We start from the raw sequence: 19186 nt of genomic DNA, 5'->3' as shown, positions 1-19186 counted from the left end.
ACGCCGCAGGCCGGGTTTGCACTTGCGCGGCCGACGACGCGTCAGCCCGCCAGCGCCTTTTCGATATGCGCCATTCCTGCCGGCGAATACGGCAGCGTCAGCGCCCACTTGTGACCGGCCGCGTCCATCTTCAGCAGCGACTTCTTCAGGATATCGACGATCTTCTCGCCATGAGCGGGATGGAAATCTTCGTACTGGTATTGCAGGAATACCAGGCACAAGGCGTTTTCCATCGTCTGCACATCGGCATCCTGCTTGATGCCCTGCTTCATGACGATCGCCGTCACGCGGTCGATCACGTCCTGAGGGTAGCCCGTATCGCGCAGGATAGCTTCTGCGATGCCCGCGTGATGGCGCGCCAGCGCCTTGCGCCACGTCAGGTAGCCGATACGCCCTTCAGGGTAGGACTTTCTGGTGATCTCCCAGCGCCCGATATGCTGGCAACGAGAGGCCAGGATCAGCGGCTCGGACGCATCCGGCGCCAATTTCAGCACCCATTCGTGCAGCTTTTGCGCCAGGAACAATTCTTGGGGACAGGTTTCGCCCTGCCACGAAAACAGATTGGGGTCGGCGCTGTTGTACTGGTCGAACCGAAGCAGCGCCTGTTGTAGACGGTCGTTCATGCGTAGCGTATCCAAGAAGGCGCCGGTGGCCGGCGGAAGTCCGGGGTGCATCCCGAAAGGAAATCATCATAGCGCCGGGATGGCCCGCGCATCGCGGCGAAGCGGGATCAATATGCCCCGCCCTTATTTGGCCGGGCGCCGCGAAGCGCGTCATACTGACGGCATGCGAGCACTGGAATTTATATGAGCAACGCCACCTTCACCCCTACCCTGGCCGCCGACGTGCTGGCCGCGCAAGCACTGGCCAAGCAGCACGGCGTGGGCACGCCCAACGTGCTGACCACGCCGCTAGCCGAAACCCGCGAGCAAAGCCGCGCGTATCAGCAATGGCTGAGCCAACCCGCTCCGCCCGTGGGCCGCGTGGTCGAACATCGGCTGGACCATTTGCCGGTGCCCGCGACGTTGCGCCTGTACTACCCGGAAGGCGCCTCGGACGCACCGCTGCCGCTGTATCTGCACCTGCACGGCGGCGGCTTCGCGCACGGCGACCTGGACACGCTGGACCGCTGGAAGCGAGAAATCTCGGCCGACGCCGGCATTGTGACCGCCGGCCTGTCTTACGCGCTGTCGCCTGAAGCCCGCTACCCCGTGGCGCTGGAGCAAGTCCTGGGCGCACTACGCTGGCTGCGTGACCAGGCGCCATCCCTGGGTTTGGACGCGAAGCGCCTGTCGGTCGGCGGCGAATCGGCCGGTGGCAATCTGGCGCTGGCCGCATTGCAGCGGCTGCGCGACGAAGGCGACGCATTCATCAAGACGGGCGTGGTCATTTACGGCATGTTGTCGGCCCGCCGCGACACGGCCTCGCACGAGTCGTTTGGCGACGGGCGCTTCGGGCTGTCCACGGAAAAACTGGACTGGTTCTGGCGCCAGTACGTGACCGACGCCGCCCAACTGACCGATCCCGGCGTTGCGCCGCTGCACGCGGACGTGGCCGGCCTGCCTCCGCTGATTCTGCAAGCCGCCGCCCTGGACCCTCTGCTGGACGACACGCTGGACCTGGCCAACAAGCTGTTCGCCGCTGGCGCCGCCCCGAACTTCATTGTGTACTCGGGCGTGCCGCACAGCTTCATCGGCATGACGCGCCTGCTGCCCCAGGCGCAAGAAGCCCGGGCCGACCTCGTCCAGGCGCTGAAACGCAATCTGGCGGCGTAGCAGAGCGCCCTCCGCCAAAGGCCCCACGAGACTCCGATCCGATGGGGCCTTTTTGCGTCGGCGGCAACGCCGGCCAACAGCCGCCGTCAGCTGCGCGCCGGCTTGTTGCCGTGCGACACGCTGGGCGTATCGCGGAACAGCGACATGTGCGTATGGGTGGCGACCCAGGGTTCGCCCACGGCTTCCCGCGCGAACGACACGGTGGCGCGGCCAACGCGCTCGAACGGCTTGCCGTCCGGGTGGTAACCGATCGAATCCCACACTGCCATGCCCACGGCGAACAGCCGGTCGGGCGACACGAAGTTCTGCACATCGTCCAGCCGCCACACGAAGTCGTCGATCGTGAACCAGACGTTGCGCCACTGTGTCTTTTCCGCATGGTCGCGGCCACTGACGAAATTCGTATACGTGCCGAAGGCGACGAAATCGTCGGCGAACAGGTGGCGGGCCGCCGCGTAATCCACGGCTTGCACGTGGTCGGACAGTTCCTTGAACCAGGCGCGCACGGCAGCGGCGTCAACGGGGTCGACAGAAACCAGGGCTTGCACGGACATGGGGTCTCTCCTTTCGATGCGGCAACAAAACCAATGAGAACTAGCGGCGGCGTGCAGGCGTCGGCCCGCCGAGCATGCGCAGACAGTCTTCCGAGACACGCTGCGCGAACGCCGTACAGTCTTCCAACCGGGCCGCGATGGCATCGTCGCTGACGCCATGCACGCCCGAATAGATCAGCAAAGCGGTGATCCTGGGCTGCGGCAACGACCAGGCGCCTGCCGCCTTCCCACCCTGCAAGATTCCCAGCAATTGGTCCAGGATGGCGTTCTTGTCGCGGTTCTGGCGGTCGTGATGGTGATGGTTGCCATAGACGATGTCATGCGTGCGGTAGGTATCCACGTAGGTCTGGATGCTGGCGTGGATCCAGGCTTGCAGCTTGCCCGTCCAATCATCGTCCTCGCAGGCGGCCACGGCGCGCTCCAGCGCGTCCAGATACTGGCGCGTGTAGCGGGCGGCCAGTGCCGCCAGCATGTCGGTCTTGGCCGCAAAGTAGTGGTAGAACGTGCCCTTGGCGACCTGGGCCTCTTCCACGATGCTGCTGATGGTGGTGGCCTCCACGCCGTTAGCCAGGAACAGCTTTTCGGCGGCGGCCATCAATTCCTCCAGGCGCACCTCGGCGGGCTTGGTCCGAGGCGGACGCGGCTGGGAGGCCGGCAGGGGCGCTTTGACGCGAGGTGAAGTCATGGGCGAATCGGCGAACGGATAAAGACGCCAAGTGTAGGGGACGGCGGCCCCATCGCGGCTATCGTGCCCCTCGCGCGCCCTCGGATCGGCTTCGCGGCGGTTCGCCGCCCGGGTCCGGGCCGCGTGAGCACGTCCGTCGTCCTAGTGGTTTTCCCTGAAAACGGCGGAAAACGGGCCGTTCCCGATTCCCAAGGCGAATTCCGTCCGGTACATTTCGTCCAGTGGCCTGACCACTGGACCATCAGACCCCTGAACCGCATTTCCGCTGTCCTTCGATCCCGCGCAAGACATAGCCGCCCCGGACCTATTACGCTCTACCCCCCAAACACTCCTTCCCCCGCCACAATGACTTCCCTTCAGGCCGTAGCCTCGACCCGCCTCTACCGCATGATCGCCGACCAGATCGCCGCGCGCATCAAGGCGGGCGACTTCCCCGCCGGCGGCAGATTGCCCGCTGAACGAGAGTTGGCGGAACAGCTGCAAGTCAGCCGCGCGTCGGTGCGGGAAGCGCTGATCGCGCTGGAAATCGAGGGGTATGTGGACGTGCGCGTCGGCACTGGCGTGTTCGTCTGCCCGCCGCGCGAAGATGGCGGCTACCAGGACGCCCCCTTGCCCCCTGCGGCGGACAGCGTCGAAGCCACCGACATCGGCCCCTTCGACCTGCTGGAAACTCGCCTGCTGATCGAACCGGAATGCGCCGCGCTGGCCGCGCAAAAGGCCTCTCCCGCGCAGATCGCGGCGATTCGCGTGGCACATGAAGGCATGTCGCTGACCGAATCGCCCAGCGTGCACGACCGCGCCTTCCATAGCGCCATCGGCGCAGCCTGCGGCAATGCCGCACTGGCCGCGGCCATCTCGCACATCTGGCATCTCAGCACGCTCAGCCCGGTCTTCCACCGGTTGGAAGAGCACTTCGTGACCACCAAAGTGTGGAGCGAAGCGCAGAAAGAACATGAACGCATCCTCGCGGCCATCGTCGACCGCGATCCCATCCGCGCGCGCCATGCCATGCACGACCACCTGGTCGGCATCCTGGCGCGTTTGCGGGAAGACTTCGGCAACGCTGGGATCCGATGATTCGATGACCCGTTAACCCGCCGCCTGCGCCTCAGGCCTCTCTCTCCCTACCGACCGTGCGTGCACCGCCGGCGCGAAATGCGCCGCCTGCGGCAAGGGGAGCGGCTTGCCTGCGATGTTGCGCGGCACGACAAGATTCCGCAGTCCTTCAAGACCCGCATTACCCGCAGTACACGCAGTACCCGTACGTCAAATACTTAAAACATCTCAAGGTGAAAACATGCAGCTGACCCGTACCGTGAAGCTAGTGAGCGCGGCGCTATTGGCGCTAGGCGCCCACGCCGCCCAGGCCAATAAGGCTGACAACTCCCTCAACATCGCCTTCGACGCGGCGCCGGCCACGCTGGACGCGTACAAGGAATCGGACCGTCCCGGCCTGGCGCTGGCGCGCATGGTCTTCTCGGGGTTGCTGCAAAAGAACCAGGACACGGGCGAATTCGGCCCGGCCATCGCCACGGGCTACAAGTTCGTGGACGACACCACCATCGAACTGCCCATCCGCCGCGACGTGAAGTTCCACGACGGGTCGCTGCTGACCATCGACGACGTGCTGTACACGCTGAACCTGGTGTCTTCCGATGGCTACAAGGTACGCTTTCAGAACCAGGTCGCATGGATCGCCCGCGCGGAAAAAGTGGGCGACGACACCGTGCGCATCAAGATGAAGACGCCCTACCCGCTGGCGCTGGAAATGCTGTCCGAGAACCTGCCGATCTACCCGCGCAAGTACTACGAGGCCAACCAGTCCGACATGGGCGCCAAGCCGATCGGCACCGGCCCCTACCGCCTGACCGACAGCCAACCGGGCAGCCGCTACGTCTATGAGCGCTTCGACGACTACTTCGGCGCCAAACCGGCCGTGAAGAAGCTGGTGGTGCGCGTGCTGCCCGACGCCAACACCCAGTACGCCGAATTGCTGTCCGGCGGCCTGGACTGGATCTGGCGCGTGCCGCCGGACGTGGCCCGCCGCATGGAGAAGACGCCGTCGGTCACGGTCAAGAGCAGCAGCATCATGCGCATCAGCTATATCTCGCTGAATCCGCGTTTCGACGACGGCAAGTCCCCGCTGGCCAAGCAGGAAGTGCGCCAGGCCATCAACTACGCCATCGACCGCGAAGCGATCCGTCGCGCGCTGGTGGGCGGCGCGTCCAAGGTCATCAACGCGGCATGCAACCCGGCCCAGTTCGGCTGCGCCGCCGACGTGCAGACCTATAAGTTCGACCCCGCCCGGGCCAAGCAGTTGCTGGCGTCCGCCGGCTATCCCAACGGCATCACGCTGGACCTGGTGATCTCGGCGCCGCCGCGCAGCATCCTGGACGCGGCCGCCGCCCAGATGGCGCAGGCCGGCATCAAGCTGAACCTGGTTGAACAGCAGTACGGCACCGCCATGACCAACTGGCGCGACGGCAAGATCGCCATGCTGTCGTCCAACTGGGGCTCTTACGGCATCGCCGACGCGGCGCTGTCCACCAGCAACTTCTTCCGCGGCGGTCCGGACGACCAGGCCCGCAACCCCGAAGTCATCAAGTACCTGGAAGCGGCCGACACGTCGGTAGACCGCGACCTGCGCGCCAAGAACTACGCGGCGGCCCAGAAGATCGTGGCGGATCAGGCGTACTGGGTGCCGCTGTGGAATCACTCGCTGAACGCCGTGCAGGCCAAAGACCTGAACTTTTCGGTAGACGGCGACGAATTCCCGCGCTTCTACAAGGCCACCTGGAACTGATCCAGACGGCCGCCGCGCCGGCGCAATGCCTGTTCCGGCCGGGGCGCTTCGGCGTCCCGGCGGGGCGGCGCGCGCCGGTGCATCGCGACAGAGGTTGACCCATGATTGCATTCCTGTTCCGCCGTTTGCTGGTTGCCGCCTTGCTGGTGGTGTTCGTGTCGCTGATCAGCTTTTCGCTGGTGTTCGCCTCCGGCAACCCGGCCGCGCGCCTGGCCGGTGAAGGCAGCGCCGCCGACGCCGCCCGGCTGTCGCAGCAACACGGCTTCAGCGATCCGATTCTGGTGCAGTACGGCCGTTGGCTTTCCGGCGTCGTGCGCGGTGATTTCGGCGACAGCCTGTACTTCAGCCGTCCCGTGGCCGAATTGCTGGGCCAGCACTTCCCCGCCACCGCCAAGCTGGGCCTGGCCGCGATGGCGTTCGCGCTGTTGCTGGCGATTCCGCTGGGCGTGCTGGCCGGATTGCGCAAAGGCTCGCTGATCGACCGCGCGACCATGCTGCTATCGGCCTGCGCACAGGCCATGCCGCCGTTCTGTCTGGCTTTCCTGCTGATCATCGTGTTCAGCGTGCGCAACCAATGGCTGCCAGCCTCGGGCTTCGACAGCTGGAAACACTACGTGATGCCGGTCGTGGCGCTGGGGCTTTTTGCCATGCCCGCCATGCTGCGCCTGATGAAATCCGAGATGGAGACGGTGCTGGCCACCGACTACATCCGCACCGCCCGCGCCATGGGCCTGGGCGGCGCCAGCGTCGTGCTCAAGTACGCGCTGCGCAACGCCCTGCGCCCCCTGGTGTCGCTGGCGGCTGCCCAGATGGGCACCCTGCTGGCCGGTTCTGTCGTCATCGAAACCGTCTTCGCGATCAACGGCGCCGGGCTGCTGGCCTGGACGTCCATCCTGCGCGGCGACTTTCCCACGATGCAGGCGCTGATCCTGATCTTTGCGCTGATCTACATCGTCCTGACCCTGGCCGCCGACCTGATCAACGGTTGGCTGGATCCCCGCGTGCGAGCCGCCTCATGAGCACTATCCTCTCTTCTTCCCTGCCCGCCGCGCCCCGCGGCGAACGCGCGGCCCGCGCCGGACGCCGTATCGGCCTGGCCGTGCTGGCCCTGTTGGTGCTGGCCGGCCTGGTCGGCCCCTACCTGATTGCGCACGACCCGTACTCGCAAGACCTGCTGGCGCGCTTGCAGGAACCGGTGTGGGCCGAGGGCGGCGACTGGAACCACGTTCTGGGCACCGATCAGCTGGGCCGCGACGTACTGGCACGCGCGTTGTACGGCGTGCGCGTATCGGCCTTGATCGGCCTGTCCGTCGCGCTGATGGGCGGCCTGATCGGCACGACGCTCGGCGTGGTCGCGGGCTACTTCGGCGGCGCCGTCGACCGCGTCGTGTCGTTCCTTATCACCGCCCGCCTCGCGCTGCCCATCATCCTGGTGGCGCTGGCCGTGGTGTCGGTGGTGGGCGCCTCGTTGACCGTCGTGATGCTGGTGCTGGGCCTGCTGCTGTGGGAACGCTATGCGCTGGTTGCGCGCACCATGGCGGCCGGGCTGCGCAACGCCGAATTCGTCACGGCGTCCCGCCTGCAAGGCTGCACGCATCTGCAGATCATCTGGCGCGACATCTTGCCGAACCTGGTGGGCAACCTGCTCATCATCGGCACCGTGGACGCCGCCATGGCAATCACGCTCGAGGCCTCGCTGTCGTTCCTGGGCCTGGGCGTGCCGGCCCCGATGCCATCGCTGGGCCTGATGATCGCCGAGGGCAAAGAGAACATGCTGTTCCAGCCGTCGCTCGTGGTCATCCCCAGCATCGTGCTGTTCGTGCTGGTCCTGTGCGTGAACCGCGCGGGCGAGACACTGCGCGCCATCCAAATGAAAAAGGGCTGACGTCATGACCGCCACCCACCATCCCCTCCTGCAAGTCCAGGGCCTGCACATCGATATCCACGCCGCCACGCACGTCAAACACGTCGTGCGCGCGGTGGACTTCAGCCTGGAACGCGGCAAGACCCTGTGCATCGTCGGCGAATCGGGCTGCGGCAAGTCGCTGACCGCGCTGGCGCTGCTGGACTTGCTGCCCGCCGCCGCGCGCCGCCGCGTGGCGAAGCTGGAATTCGCCGGCCAGGACCTGTCCGCCCTGACGCCCCGCCAACTGGCGGCGTTGCGCGGGGCGCGCATCGCCATGATCTTCCAGGATCCGATGACATCGCTGAATCCGGTGTTTCCGATCGGCACGCAGCTGATCGACGTGCTGCGCCGGCACCAGCCCGTCAGTCGCCGCCAGGCCGCCGAACGCGCCGAATACCTGCTGCGCCGCGTCGGCATCGCAAACCCGCAAGACCGCATGAAGCAGTACCCGTTCGAGCTGTCGGGCGGCCTGCGCCAGCGCGTGATGATTGCGATGGCACTGATGTGCGGCCCCGAATTGCTGATCGCCGACGAGCCCACCACCGCGCTGGACGTAACCGTGCAAGCCGAACTGCTGGACCTGCTGCGCGACATCCAGGCGGAGTTCGGCCTGGGAATGGTGTTCATCTCGCACGATATGGGGCTGGTGGCGCGCATCGCCGACCACGTCATCGTCATGTACGCGGGCGACATCGTCGAAGGCGGCAGCGTCCAGGAGGTGCTGGGACAACCCCGCCACCCCTACACCGCCATGCTGCTGAATTGCATTCCGCAGCCTGGCCGCACCGCGCCCCGCACCGATCTGCCAACCATCGCGGGCGCGGTGCCGTCGCTGGACACGGCCATCCGCGGCTGCGCCTTCCGTGAACGCTGCCCGGTGGCGGAGGCGCGTTGCGCGCAGCCGGTCGCCGCCCGCGTACAAGGCGGACACCGCTGCCTTTGCGTCAAACCCGGCGCCATGCGCCCAGGAGCCCCGGCATGAATCCGACCTCCGCCAGCATCAGCCTGAACGGCCTGTGTTTCCAGTACGGGCGCGCCAGTCTTTTCTCGCGCCGGCCCGCGCCGCGCATCCTGCACGACATCGACCTGCATGTGCCCGCCGGCCAGACCATCGGCCTGGTGGGAGAATCCGGCAGCGGCAAATCCACCATCGCCAAACTGATGCTGGGCCTGTTGGCCCCAACGCAGGGCCAGGCGCTGCTGGACGGCCAACCGCTGGCCGCAATGCCGGCGCGCGCCCGCGCCCGCCGTATCCAGATGGTGTTCCAGGATCCGTACTCGTCGCTGAATCCGCGCCGCACCATCAACGAAATCCTGACCGCGCCATTACGCGTGCACGGCATGGGCGACGCCACGACGCAGGCGGCTTCGGTGCGCCGGATGATGGACGCCGTGGGGCTGGTTCCGGCCTTCGCGGCGCGTTATCCGCGGGAATTGTCCGGCGGCCAGCGCCAGCGCGTGGCCATCGCCCGCGCACTGATGCTGGAACCCCAGCTGCTGATCTGCGACGAACCCACATCGGCGCTGGACGTATCGGTGCAGGCCCAGATCCTGAACCTGCTGATGGCATTGCAGCGCGAGCGCGGACTGGGCTACCTGTTCATCAGTCACAACCTGGCCGTCGTGCAGCACATCGCGGACCAGATCGTCGTGCTGCAGGGCGGCCGGGTGGTCGAACGCGGCGACGCGGACAGTGTGTATTTTTCGCCCGTCCATCCCTATACGCGGCAACTGATCGGCGCGACGCTGGCCGTGCCGCAGGCCCAGGAGCGGGCGGCATGAAGCCGTCGCCCCACTTCCTGCTGGTCGGCAACGACGAGAAAGTCACCTGGGACGATGGCCAGATCCGTTTCCTGGAACCTGGACGCGACACCCTCAGCATCTTCGATGCCGCCGCCAATCCTGCCGCGCCCGCATGCGTCGCGACCTTGCCGCTGCCCAACTCGCTGTTCGGCCCACCGGTCAACCTGGCCGTCACGCCCGACCAGCGCCTGGCGTTGGTCGCCGATTCCATGGCGTGGCCGGCACAAGACGACGGCGCGGGCTGGCAGCCGACGCCCGGCCGCGACCTGCACGTGATCGACCTGCGCGCAAACCCGCCCGCATTGACGCAAACACTGCAGATCGGGCTGCAGCCGTCCGGCCTGTCCATCAACCGCGCGGGAACGCTGGCCCTGGTCGCCAACAAGGCCGGCCGTTCCGTATCGGTGTTGAAGATTGCCGATGGCCGCGTCGAATCCTGCGGCGAGGTCGACATGGGCACGCCCGTGGTCGCGGTCTCGTTTTCCGCCGACGGCCGCCGCGCCTTCGTCGTCAAGACCGACACGCATCGGCTGGGCGTCCTGCACATCGACGAAGACGGCCCCGCGCCCCGCGTCACGCATGACCCTGCCGACGATCTGACCACCGGCCTCGTGCCGTTCAACCTGGTCGTGTCGCCAGACGGCACGCTGGCGCTGGTGGTGGACATGGGCAGCCCCACGGCGTCCGATGGGCATGCCGACTCCGTCAGCGTGGTTGACCTGTCGGCCACGCCGCCCCGCGTCATTGACCGCCTGATGGTGGAAGACGGCCCGGAAGGCATCGCCATCAGCCCCGACGGCCGCCATGCCGCCGTGGCCATCGTGCAGGGGTCCAACAACCCGGCGTCGGCATGGTTCCACCACCCTCGTGGCCAGATCGTGCTGTTGCGCATCGACGGCCGGCGCGTCTCGCGAGTCAACGCCATCGACGTCGGCGCGCTGCCGGAGGGCGTGGCCTTCAGCCCCGACAGCCGCTATCTGTATGTCGGCAATTTCCTGGATGCCACGCTGCAGGTGCTGGCCGTCGGAGACAACGGCCTGACCGATACCGGCACGCGCATTCCTTTGCCCGGCCACCCCGCATCCATGCGGGGGCAATCCTACTGAGCGGGGCCGCACCCCGCCTTCGATCTCCTATCCATCCATCCCTTTTCGCATCTGGAACCCCACCATGATCCAAACACTCAAGAAATCCAACGTCCTGCTGGCCGGCGCCGTATTCGCCATGGCGGGCCTGGCGCCGCTGTCCGCCCACGCCCTGGACATCAAGCTGGGCCACGTGCTGGCCCCCAGCCACAGCTGGAACAAGGCCGCCGAGGGCTTCGCCGCCGAGGTCAAGGAAAAGACCGCCGGCCGCGTCAACTTCATCCTGTTCCCCAGCGGCCAGCTGGGCAACGAAAAAACCATGCTGGAAGGCCTGCAGATCGGCAGCCAGGGCGCGGCCATCATTGGCTCGGGTTCGCTGCAGCCAATCGAGCCCAAGTTCGGCGTGGTGGAACTGCCCTACACGTGGTCCAGCTCGCAGCAAGCCTACAAGGCCTATGACGGCGACCTGGGCGAGGCGCTGGCCAAGCTGGCCGACAAGAAGAACCTGACCATCATTTCCTGGTGGGAAAACGGTTTCCGCCACGTCACCAACAACCGCGGCCCCGTCGCCAAGCCCGCCGACCTGAATGGGCTGAAGACGCGCGTGACGCCAGACAAGATGCGCCTGGACACCTTCACCGCGCTGGGCGCCAACCCGGCCCCGCTGGCGTTTGGCGAACTGTATTCGGCGTTGCAGCAGAAGGTCTTCGATGCGCAGGAAAACCCGCTGTCCATCATCTATACCTCGTCGTTCTTCGAAGTGCAGAAATACCTGTCGTTGACCGGCCACGTCTGGGGCCCCGCCAACCTGATCGTCTCCAAGCCGGTGTGGAACCGCATCTCGGCCGATGACAAGAAGATCGTGCAGGCCGCCGCCGACAAGTGGCGCGACGCCCAGCGCAAGATGATCACCGATGGCGACCAGCAGTTCGTGGCGCAGCTGAAAGAGAAAGGCATGCAGGTCAACGAGGTGGACAAAGCCGCATTCGCCGCCGCCGTCCAGCCCGTGTGGAAGACCTATTCGGTCACCTACGGCCCTGAGCTGATGGCCATCGTGCAGAAGTACCGCGAGGCCCGGTAATGCTGAACCGACTGTCCGCCATCCTGTCGGGCATCAGCAAGGCCTTCGCCGCGTTGGCGGTGGCCTTGCTGGCGATCCTGATCACCTATGTGGTGTTTGCCCGCTTCGTTACCCACTCCACGCCCCATTGGGCCGAAGAACTGCCGCGCCTGGTCCTGGTGTGGTCCGCCTTCATCGGCGGCGTCGCCTGCAGCTACGAACGGTCGCACCTGATGGCCGGCCTGCTGCCCTTCGTCGTGCGCAGTCCGCGCGTGCTGAATGTGTTTGAACGCGTCAATCAGGTGCTGGTCATCGCCGGACTGGTCGCGCTGGGCTACGCCGGCTGGCAGTTGGCCGAGCTGACGAAGGACCAGACGTTGCCCGCGCTGGACGTGTCCGCCGGCACGGTCTACCTGGCGCTGCCGTTCGCCTGCGCCGTCACCATCGTGGTGCATCTGGCGCAACTGTTCTCGCCCGCTCCCGCCGCGGCAAAGGATTAACAAGATGTCTTCGGGTGCTCTCTTCCTGATGGGCGTGTTCACGATCACGGTACTGATCGACATGCCCATCGCTTTCGGCCTGGTGCTGTCCTGCCTGGCCTATCTGGCGGTTTATGATGCCGCCCCCCTGATGGTGGCGGCGCAGCAGTATGTCGTGGGGCTGGACAGCTTCACCTTGCTGGCGATCCCGCTCTTCATCCTGGCGGCGCAACTCATGAACAGCGCGGGCCTGACCCAGCGCATCGTGCGTCTGTGCGCCGCCATCGTGGGCGACATCAAGGGCGGTCTGGCCGTCGTGGCGGTACTGGCCTGCCTGATGTTCGGCGCGCTGTCGGGTTCCGGCGTGGCGGACGTGGTGGCCATCGGCAGCCTGTTGCTGCCCGCCATGGCGCGCAGCGGTTACGACAAGGGCTTTTCCTGCGCCCTGGTCGGCAGCGCCGGTGCTACGTCCACCATCATCCCGCCCAGCATCGTGCTGATCGTCTACGGCACCATCACCGACACCTCGGTGGGCAAGCTGTTCGTGGCCGGCATCATCCCGGGCATCCTGCTGGGCCTGTCGCTGATTGGCGTGGCCATCTGGCAGTCGCGCAAGCACAACTGGGCCGGCGGCCAGCCCTTCTCGTGGGGCGAACTGCGCGCCGCCGCCATCGACGCCCTGCCTGCCCTGATGGTGCCCGTGCTGATCATCGGCGGCATCCGCTTCGGCGTCTTCACGGCCACCGAAGCCGCCTCCAGCGCCATCGTCTACGCGTTGCTGATCGGCTTTTTCTGGTACCGCACGCTAAGCGTGAAGTCGCTGTGGAGCAACCTCAAGTCCACCGGCGAAAGCAGCGCGTCCATCCTGCTGCTTATCGGCGCGTCCGGTCTGTTCGCCTGGGTGCTGGTGGCCGAACAGGTGCCGCAGGCGCTGTCCACCCTGCTGGTGGAGTGGACCGACAGCAAGACGGCCGTGCTGCTGGTGCTGACGGTGGTGTTGCTGCTGCTGGGCACATTCATGGAGGCGATCCCGGTCATCATCATCGTGGCCCCCGTCGTCATGCCCGTGCTGGCGCACTACAACATCGATCCGGTGCACTTCGGCATCCTGCTGTCCATCAACATGGCCATCGGCGCCAACACGCCGCCCGTGGGGGTCGACCTGATGGCCGCCTGCAAGATCGGTGGCATCAACATGATGCAGACGCTGCGCCCGCTGTCGTGGATGATGTTGGCGATGACCGCGGTCATGCTGCTGCTGACCTTTGTTCCCGAACTGGTGCTGTTCCTGCCGAGGCACGTGCAATGACCCATTCCGCCTATCACCGCCGCCCCGCCGCCCTGCGCCGCAGCTGGATGTTCGTGCCCGGCCTGGACACGGCCGCACAGGCCGCGGGCCTGGCCAGCGGCGCCGACGCCCTGGTTGCCGACCTGGAAGAATTCACCGCACCGGCCGAGCGCCCGGCGGCGCGTCCGCGCATTGCCGCGCTGTTCGCCGACTGCCGCGCCCGGGGCGTGGTGGCCGCCGTGCGCATCAACAAGCTGGAAGACGACGGCCTGGCCGACCTGCGCGGCGTGATGCCCGGCGCGCCGGACGCGGTGTTCCTGCCGCATGCGGAAAGCGCCGCGCAGATCATCGCGCTGGACGACGCCATCACCGCCCTGGAAGCCACGCTGGGCCTGCCGCCGGGCAGCACCGAAATCGTGCCCACGCTGGAGTCGGCGCTGGGGCTGGTGCGCGCCCATGACATCCTGACCGCCAGCCCGCGCGTGTCCGCCTGCCTGCTGGCGGCCGAGGACCTGACCGCCAGCTTGGGCGCGGAGCGCGGCAAGGACGGCATCGAACTGCACGCCGTGCGCGCCCGCTTCCTGGTGGACTGCACGGCCGCCGGCTGCCTCCCGATCGACTGCCCGTTCAACTACCGGGACCTGCCCGCCCTGGAGACCGACCTGCGCTGGGCGCGCCGCCTGGGCCTGAAATCGAAATGCGCAACGGTGGCCGAACAGGTCCCGCTGATCCATGCGGTCTTCACGCCCAATACCGCCGACGTTGCCGCGGCCCGCGACTGCGTGGCCCGCTTCGAGGCCCAGCGGGCCGGCCGCCACGACGCCGAACGTATCGATCCCCCCACTTACAACACCGCGCGCCGCCTGCTGGCGCGCCATGACCAATTCGAACGATGGGCCGCCGAGCGCCAGGCGCAGGCCGTCCCGCAACAAGGAGACTCCGCATGACGTCAGCCGCATTACCCGAACGCAATGGCGGTCAGATCTTGATGCAGCAATTGCGCATCCACGGCGCGCGCCGTGTATTCATGATTCCCGGCGAAAGCTACCTGCCCTGCATCGATGCGCTGAACGAGCACACCGATGCCATCGAGCCGATTGTCTGCCGCCAGGAAAGCGGCGCGGCCTATATGGCCGAAGCCTACGGCAAGCTGACCGGCGAACCCGGCATCTGCTTCGTGACCCGCGGTCCGGGCGCCACCAACGCCAGCATTGGCGTGCACACCGCCTACCAGGACTCCACGCCGATGATCCTGTTCGTCGGCCAGGTTGGCAACGACTTCATGGAGCGCGAAGCCTTCCAGGAAATCGACTACCGACGCATGTTCGGCCAGATGGCCAAGTGGGTCGCGCAGATCGACCGCACAGACCGCATCCCCGAGTACATTTCCCGCGCGTTCGCCGTCGCCACCAGCGGCCGTCCCGGCCCGGTCGTGCTGGCCCTGCCCGAAGACACGCTGTGGGGCACCGCCCGCGTGGCCGACCTGCCGCGCTATCCGCGCGTGCACAGCCACCCCGGCGCCGCCGACCTGGCGCGCATGACGCAACTGCTGGATGCGGCCGAACGCCCCTTCCTGCTGCTGGGCGGCAACGGCTGGCACCAGACCGCCATTGACCAGATCGCCGGCTTCGCCGAACGTTTCGAACTGCCGGTGGGCACGGCGTGGCGTCGCCTGGAGTGCTTCGACCAGCGCCATCCCAACGCCGCCGGCCACGTCGGCTGGGCCATGACGCCCGCGCTGCGCCAACGGCTGCGCGACGCCGACCTGGTGCTGGCCGTGGGCACGCGACTGGGCGAGGCCACCACCGAAGGCTATACCGTCATTGAAAGCCCGCTGCCGCGCCAAAAGCTGATCCACGTCTACCCCGACGCCGCCGAACTGGGCCGCGTGTTCTCGCCCACGCAAGCCATCGTGGCCGACGTGGCCAGCTTTGCCGCCAGCGTCGCCACGCTGGCCCCAGGCCACGCCACGCCGCGCGGCGACGCCGTGCGCGCCGCGCATCAGGAACTGGTGGACAGCCTGGCGCCGCTGCCCTCGCCCGGCCCCATGAGCCTGGACGCGGCCGCCGCCTATGTCGACGCGCACGTGCCGCCCGATGCCTGCATCACCGTGGGCGCGGGCAACTATGCGCTGTACCCGCACCGCTACCGCCGCTACACCGGCCCCGGCACCAGCCTGACCCCGACGGTCGGCTCGATGGGCTACGGCTTGCCCGCCGCCATTTCGGCCAAGCTGGAAGACCGCCAGCGCACCGTCGTCTGCTACGCGGGCGACGGCTGCTTCCAGATGAACATGCAGGAACTGGGCGTGGCGCTGCAGTACAAGCTGGGCGTGGTGGTGCTGGTGTTCAACAACGGCATCTGGGGCACCATCCGCGCGCACCAGGAACGCGAATTCCCGGCGCGCACGATCGCCCTGGGCTTCCAGAACCCCGACTTCACGCAGATCATCCGCGGCTACGGCGGCTATGGCGAAGCCGTCGAGCGGACCGCGAATTTCGGCCCGGCCTTCGAGCGCGCGCTGGCCTTTGCCCAGGAACACAGCATGCCCGCGCTGCTTGAAATCCGCTACGACGCCGACGGGATCGCACCGGGCGAAACGCTCATGGGCATCCGCGAAGCCGCCCAGGCGCGCATCGCGCGGGCCGGGCATTGATACGGAAACATGACACAGGAACATGACACAGGAACAATGACGATGACCACGATATCAATCAACGGGCAGCGGCTGTGGCAGTCGCTGATGGACCTGGCCAAAATCGGCGCCACGCCCAAGGGCGGCAACTGCCGGCTGGCGCTGACCGCCCTGGACGGCCAGGGACGCGACCTGGTCACCGGGTGGATGCGCGACGCGGGCATGACGCTGCGCGTGGACCAGGTGGGCAATATCTTCGCGCGCCGCGCCGGCCGCGACAACGACCTGCCGCCCGTCATGACCGGCAGCCACATCGACACCCAGCCCACCGGCGGCAGGTTCGACGGCTGCTACGGCGTGCTGGCCGGGCTGGAAGTCATGCGGACCCTGAACGACCATGGCGTCGTTACCGAGGCGCCGCTGGAAGTGGCCATCTGGACCAATGAGGAAGGCTCGCGCTTCCTGCCCGTGATGATGGGTTCCGGCGTATTCGCGGGAAAATTCCCGTTGGAAACCGCGCTGAACGCCCGCGACCATGACGGCAAGTCGGTGGCCGACGAGCTGGCCGCCATCGGCTACGCCGGCCCGGATCCGGTCGGCGGCCGCCCGGTGGGCGCCTACTTCGAGGCGCATATCGAACAAGGCCCGATCCTGGAGCACGAAGACAAGGTGGTCGGCGTGGTGACGGGCTCGCTGGGAGTGCGCTGGTACGACGTCGTCGTGACCGGCATGGAAATGCACGCGGGCCCGACGCCCATGCCGATCCGCCGTGACGCGCTATACGCCGCCACGTTCTTGCTGCAATCGGTCATTGGCATCGCCAACGACAACCAGCCCCATGGCCGCGGCACCGTCGGCGAGATCCACGCGCACCCCGGTTCGCGTAACGTCATCCCCGGCCAGGTGCGCTTCACGGTTGACCTTCGCCATGAAGACGAAGCCACGCTGACGCAGATGGACGCCCGCTGGCTGGCGGCCTGCACGGACGTGGCCGAGCGCCACGGCGTGACGGTGGACGTCAAGCAAGTGCAGTACTTCCCGCCCACGCCGTTCGACCCGGACCTGATCGGCAAAGTGCGCGACGGCGCCGTCCGCCGTGGCGTGGCCGCCATGGACATCGTGACGGGCGCGGGCCATGACGCGGTCTACATGGCCAGCGTCACGCCCACCGCCATGATCTTCGTGCCCTGCAAGGACGGCGTGAGCCACAACGAAATCGAAGACGCCAAGCCCTCGGACCTGGAAGCCGGCTGCAACGTGCTGCTGGACGCCATGGTCGCGCGCGCCAACCCCACGGGAGCCCCCGCATGAGCCACCACGATTCCACCACCTGGCATGCCCGCGCCGACGCCCTGCGCTTCAATGGCCAGGCCTACATCGACGGCGCCTATTGCAACGCCGCCGATGGCGCGACGTTCACCGCGTCCAGCCCCATCGACGGTCGCAAGCTGACCGATGTGGCCGCCTGCGGCCAGGCCGACGTCGACCGCGCCGTGCGGGCCGCGCGCCGCGCCTTCGACGCCGGCGTCTGGAGCGCGCTTGCGCCGCGTCAGCGCAAGGAACGCCTGCTGCGCCTGGCGGCCCTGATCAACCAGCACACCGAAGAACTGGCGCTGCTGGAAACGCTGGACATGGGCAAGCCCATCCGCGACGCGCTGGCATTCGACGTGCCCGAGACGGCCCGCTGCTACGCCTGGTACGCCGAAGCCATCGACAAGATCTACGACGAGATCGCGCCGACCGGCCCCGATGCCCTGGCCACCATCACGCGCGAACCGCTGGGCGTGGTGGCCGCCGTGGTGCCGTGGAACTACCCGCTGATGATGGCCGCCTGGAAGGTCGCGCCCGCGCTGGCCGCCGGCAACAGCGTCATCCTGAAGCCGGCCGAACAGGCCTCGCTGTCGTCCATCCGGCTGGCGGCGCTAGCCGAGGAAGCCGGCATTCCCGCTGGCGTCTTCAGCGTCGTGCCCGGATTGGGCGCGGTGGCCGGCCAGGCGCTGGGCCTGCACCCGGACGTGGACTGCGTGGCGTTCACCGGATCCACCGCCACCGGCAAGCGGTTCATGACGTACTCCGGAGAATCGAACCTGAAGCGCGTGTGGCTGGAATGCGGCGGCAAGTCGCCCCACATCGTGTTCGACGACTGCCCCGACCTGGACCGCGCCGCGCAGGCCGCGGCCCTGGCCATCTTCTCGAACCAGGGCGAGGTCTGCATCGCGGGCTCGCGCCTGTATGTGCAGGACGGCATCTACGACGCGTTCATGGACAAGGTGGCCGCCTACGCCGCCAGCCTGCAGCCCGGCGATCCGCTGGACCCCGCCACCGCCATGGGCGCGATGGTCGACGAACGCCAGATGCAAGGCGTGCTGGCCCGCATTGCAGCCGGCCAGGCCGATGGCGCCAGCCTGCGCATGGGCGGCAAGCAGGCTCGCACCGCGACGGGCGGCTACTACATCGAACCCACCATCTTCGATTGCGCCAATCAGGACTCCGCGCTGGTCCGCGAAGAGATCTTCGGGCCGGTGCTGGCGGCCCAGCGCTTCGCTACCGAAGACGACGCCGTCCGCCTGGCCAACGATTCGGTCTATGGACTGGGCGCCGGCCTGTGGACGTCGAAGCTGTCGCGCGCGCACCGGCTGTCGCGCCGCCTGCGCGCTGGCCTCGTCTGGGTCAACTGCTACGCCGACGGCGACATCACGGTGCCTTTCGGCGGCGTCAAGCAGTCAGGCTTCGGCCGCGACAAGTCCCTGCATGCCCTGGACAAGTATTCAGACCTGAAGACCACCTGGATCAGCCTGACGGTCTAAGGCTGCCCCGCCCCGGCAGGCGGACGAGACTCGCCGGGGCCGAATGCGCCCGGCCGGTCGCGCCATGCCGTTTCGCGCTATCTGCTTGGCCGCCCGGGGCATTGAACCCGCCTGCCCCTTGTGCCACCTTGGACGGCATCGGGGCGGGATGAGGAGCCCGCCCCGATGCGGGCCGGCGCCAGCGCGCTCCCGCCATGAAAAACATGACAGGAGACAACCATGCGCAATCCCCCCGCCCTTGCCTTTGCCCGCCGCCGGCTAGCCGCCGCGTTGGCGCTGGCAATGGCTGCCCCGCTGTGGGCCGCC

General features: G+C 67.3%; 18 protein-coding genes. 15 read left to right on the top strand and 3 right to left on the bottom strand.

Annotated elements, in window-relative coordinates; all coding sequences use genetic code 11:
• Positions 1–41: 41 nt before the first annotated feature.
• The gene (locus ACE039_RS04545) at positions 42–623 is read right to left on the bottom strand and encodes a DUF4202 domain-containing protein (RefSeq protein WP_485821777.1); all 582 of its coding nucleotides are present in this window, start codon (positions 621–623) and stop codon (positions 42–44) included.
• 183 nt (positions 624–806) lie between these two features.
• Here ACE039_RS04545 and ACE039_RS04540 point away from each other — a divergent pair, with 183 nt between their 5' ends.
• Entirely contained in the window at positions 807–1775 is a 969-nt protein-coding gene (locus ACE039_RS04540) for an alpha/beta hydrolase (RefSeq protein WP_485821776.1), read from the top strand.
• Between the two features lie 86 nt (positions 1776–1861).
• Here the strand turns inward: ACE039_RS04540 and ACE039_RS04535 are convergent, their stop codons facing one another.
• Together ACE039_RS04535 and ACE039_RS04530 are read right to left on the bottom strand one after the other, a co-directional pair.
• Positions 1862–2329, bottom strand: a complete 468-nt coding sequence (locus ACE039_RS04535; protein WP_448710483.1) for a YybH family protein — start codon at positions 2327–2329, stop codon at positions 1862–1864.
• 40 nt (positions 2330–2369) lie between these two features.
• On the bottom strand, positions 2370–3014 hold the full coding sequence (locus ACE039_RS04530; protein ID WP_485821775.1) for a TetR/AcrR family transcriptional regulator: 645 nt from the start codon (positions 3012–3014) through the stop codon (positions 2370–2372).
• Between the two features lie 345 nt (positions 3015–3359).
• On the opposite strand from ACE039_RS04530, the gene ACE039_RS04525 reads away from it, so the two are divergent.
• From ACE039_RS04525 to ACE039_RS04460, 14 genes are all read left to right on the top strand, one after another.
• Positions 3360–4091 carry a FadR/GntR family transcriptional regulator gene (locus ACE039_RS04525; protein ID WP_105560175.1) on the top strand — a complete coding sequence of 244 codons (732 nt, stop codon included), beginning with the start codon at positions 3360–3362 and terminating at the stop codon, positions 4089–4091.
• 220 nt (positions 4092–4311) lie between these two features.
• Entirely contained in the window at positions 4312–5817 is a 1506-nt protein-coding gene (locus ACE039_RS04520; protein ID WP_485821774.1) for an ABC transporter substrate-binding protein, read from the top strand.
• A 101-nt stretch (positions 5818–5918) separates the two neighbouring features.
• On the top strand, positions 5919–6836 hold the full coding sequence (locus tag ACE039_RS04515) for an ABC transporter permease (RefSeq protein WP_105560177.1): 918 nt from the start codon (positions 5919–5921) through the stop codon (positions 6834–6836).
• Positions 6833–7702: an ABC transporter permease gene (locus ACE039_RS04510; protein WP_485811305.1), complete on the top strand. Its 870-nt coding sequence runs from the start codon at positions 6833–6835 to the stop codon at positions 7700–7702. The genes ACE039_RS04515 and ACE039_RS04510 overlap by 4 nt, the downstream gene beginning before the upstream one ends.
• Before the next feature lie 4 nt (positions 7703–7706).
• The gene (locus tag ACE039_RS04505; protein WP_448710487.1) at positions 7707–8705 is read left to right on the top strand and encodes an ABC transporter ATP-binding protein; all 999 of its coding nucleotides are present in this window, start codon (positions 7707–7709) and stop codon (positions 8703–8705) included.
• Positions 8702–9505: an ATP-binding cassette domain-containing protein gene (locus ACE039_RS04500; protein ID WP_105560180.1), complete on the top strand. Its 804-nt coding sequence runs from the start codon at positions 8702–8704 to the stop codon at positions 9503–9505. Before ACE039_RS04505 ends, ACE039_RS04500 begins: the two co-directional genes overlap by 4 nt.
• On the top strand, positions 9502–10632 hold the full coding sequence (locus ACE039_RS04495; RefSeq protein ID WP_485821773.1) for a lactonase family protein: 1131 nt from the start codon (positions 9502–9504) through the stop codon (positions 10630–10632). Before ACE039_RS04500 ends, ACE039_RS04495 begins: the two co-directional genes overlap by 4 nt.
• 64 nt (positions 10633–10696) lie before the next feature.
• Entirely contained in the window at positions 10697–11692 is a 996-nt protein-coding gene (locus ACE039_RS04490) for a TRAP transporter substrate-binding protein (RefSeq protein ID WP_448710492.1), read from the top strand.
• A complete protein-coding gene (locus ACE039_RS04485; protein ID WP_105560182.1) occupies positions 11692–12171 on the top strand; it encodes a TRAP transporter small permease in 480 nt (159 codons plus the stop codon). The genes ACE039_RS04490 and ACE039_RS04485 overlap by 1 nt, the downstream gene beginning before the upstream one ends.
• Positions 12172–12175: 4 nt before the next feature.
• A complete protein-coding gene (locus tag ACE039_RS04480) occupies positions 12176–13459 on the top strand; it encodes a TRAP transporter large permease (RefSeq protein ID WP_105560183.1) in 1284 nt (427 codons plus the stop codon).
• Positions 13456–14385: an HpcH/HpaI aldolase/citrate lyase family protein gene (locus tag ACE039_RS04475; protein WP_485821772.1), complete on the top strand. Its 930-nt coding sequence runs from the start codon at positions 13456–13458 to the stop codon at positions 14383–14385. The genes ACE039_RS04480 and ACE039_RS04475 overlap by 4 nt, the downstream gene beginning before the upstream one ends.
• Positions 14382–16094: a thiamine pyrophosphate-binding protein gene (locus tag ACE039_RS04470; protein WP_485821771.1), complete on the top strand. Its 1713-nt coding sequence runs from the start codon at positions 14382–14384 to the stop codon at positions 16092–16094. Before ACE039_RS04475 ends, ACE039_RS04470 begins: the two co-directional genes overlap by 4 nt.
• A gap of 36 nt (positions 16095–16130) precedes the next feature.
• Positions 16131–17384, top strand: a complete 1254-nt coding sequence (locus tag ACE039_RS04465) for a Zn-dependent hydrolase (RefSeq protein WP_332008457.1) — start codon at positions 16131–16133, stop codon at positions 17382–17384.
• Positions 17381–18880, top strand: coding sequence for an aldehyde dehydrogenase (locus ACE039_RS04460; protein WP_485821770.1), 1500 nt, complete (start codon positions 17381–17383; stop codon positions 18878–18880). Before ACE039_RS04465 ends, ACE039_RS04460 begins: the two co-directional genes overlap by 4 nt.
• Positions 18881–19186 lie beyond the last annotated feature (306 nt).

This window comes from Achromobacter maghribensis, from assembly GCF_057334215.1.
Note: the sequence above shows the minus strand (reverse complement) of the source record. Positions and strands in the feature narration are given on the sequence as shown.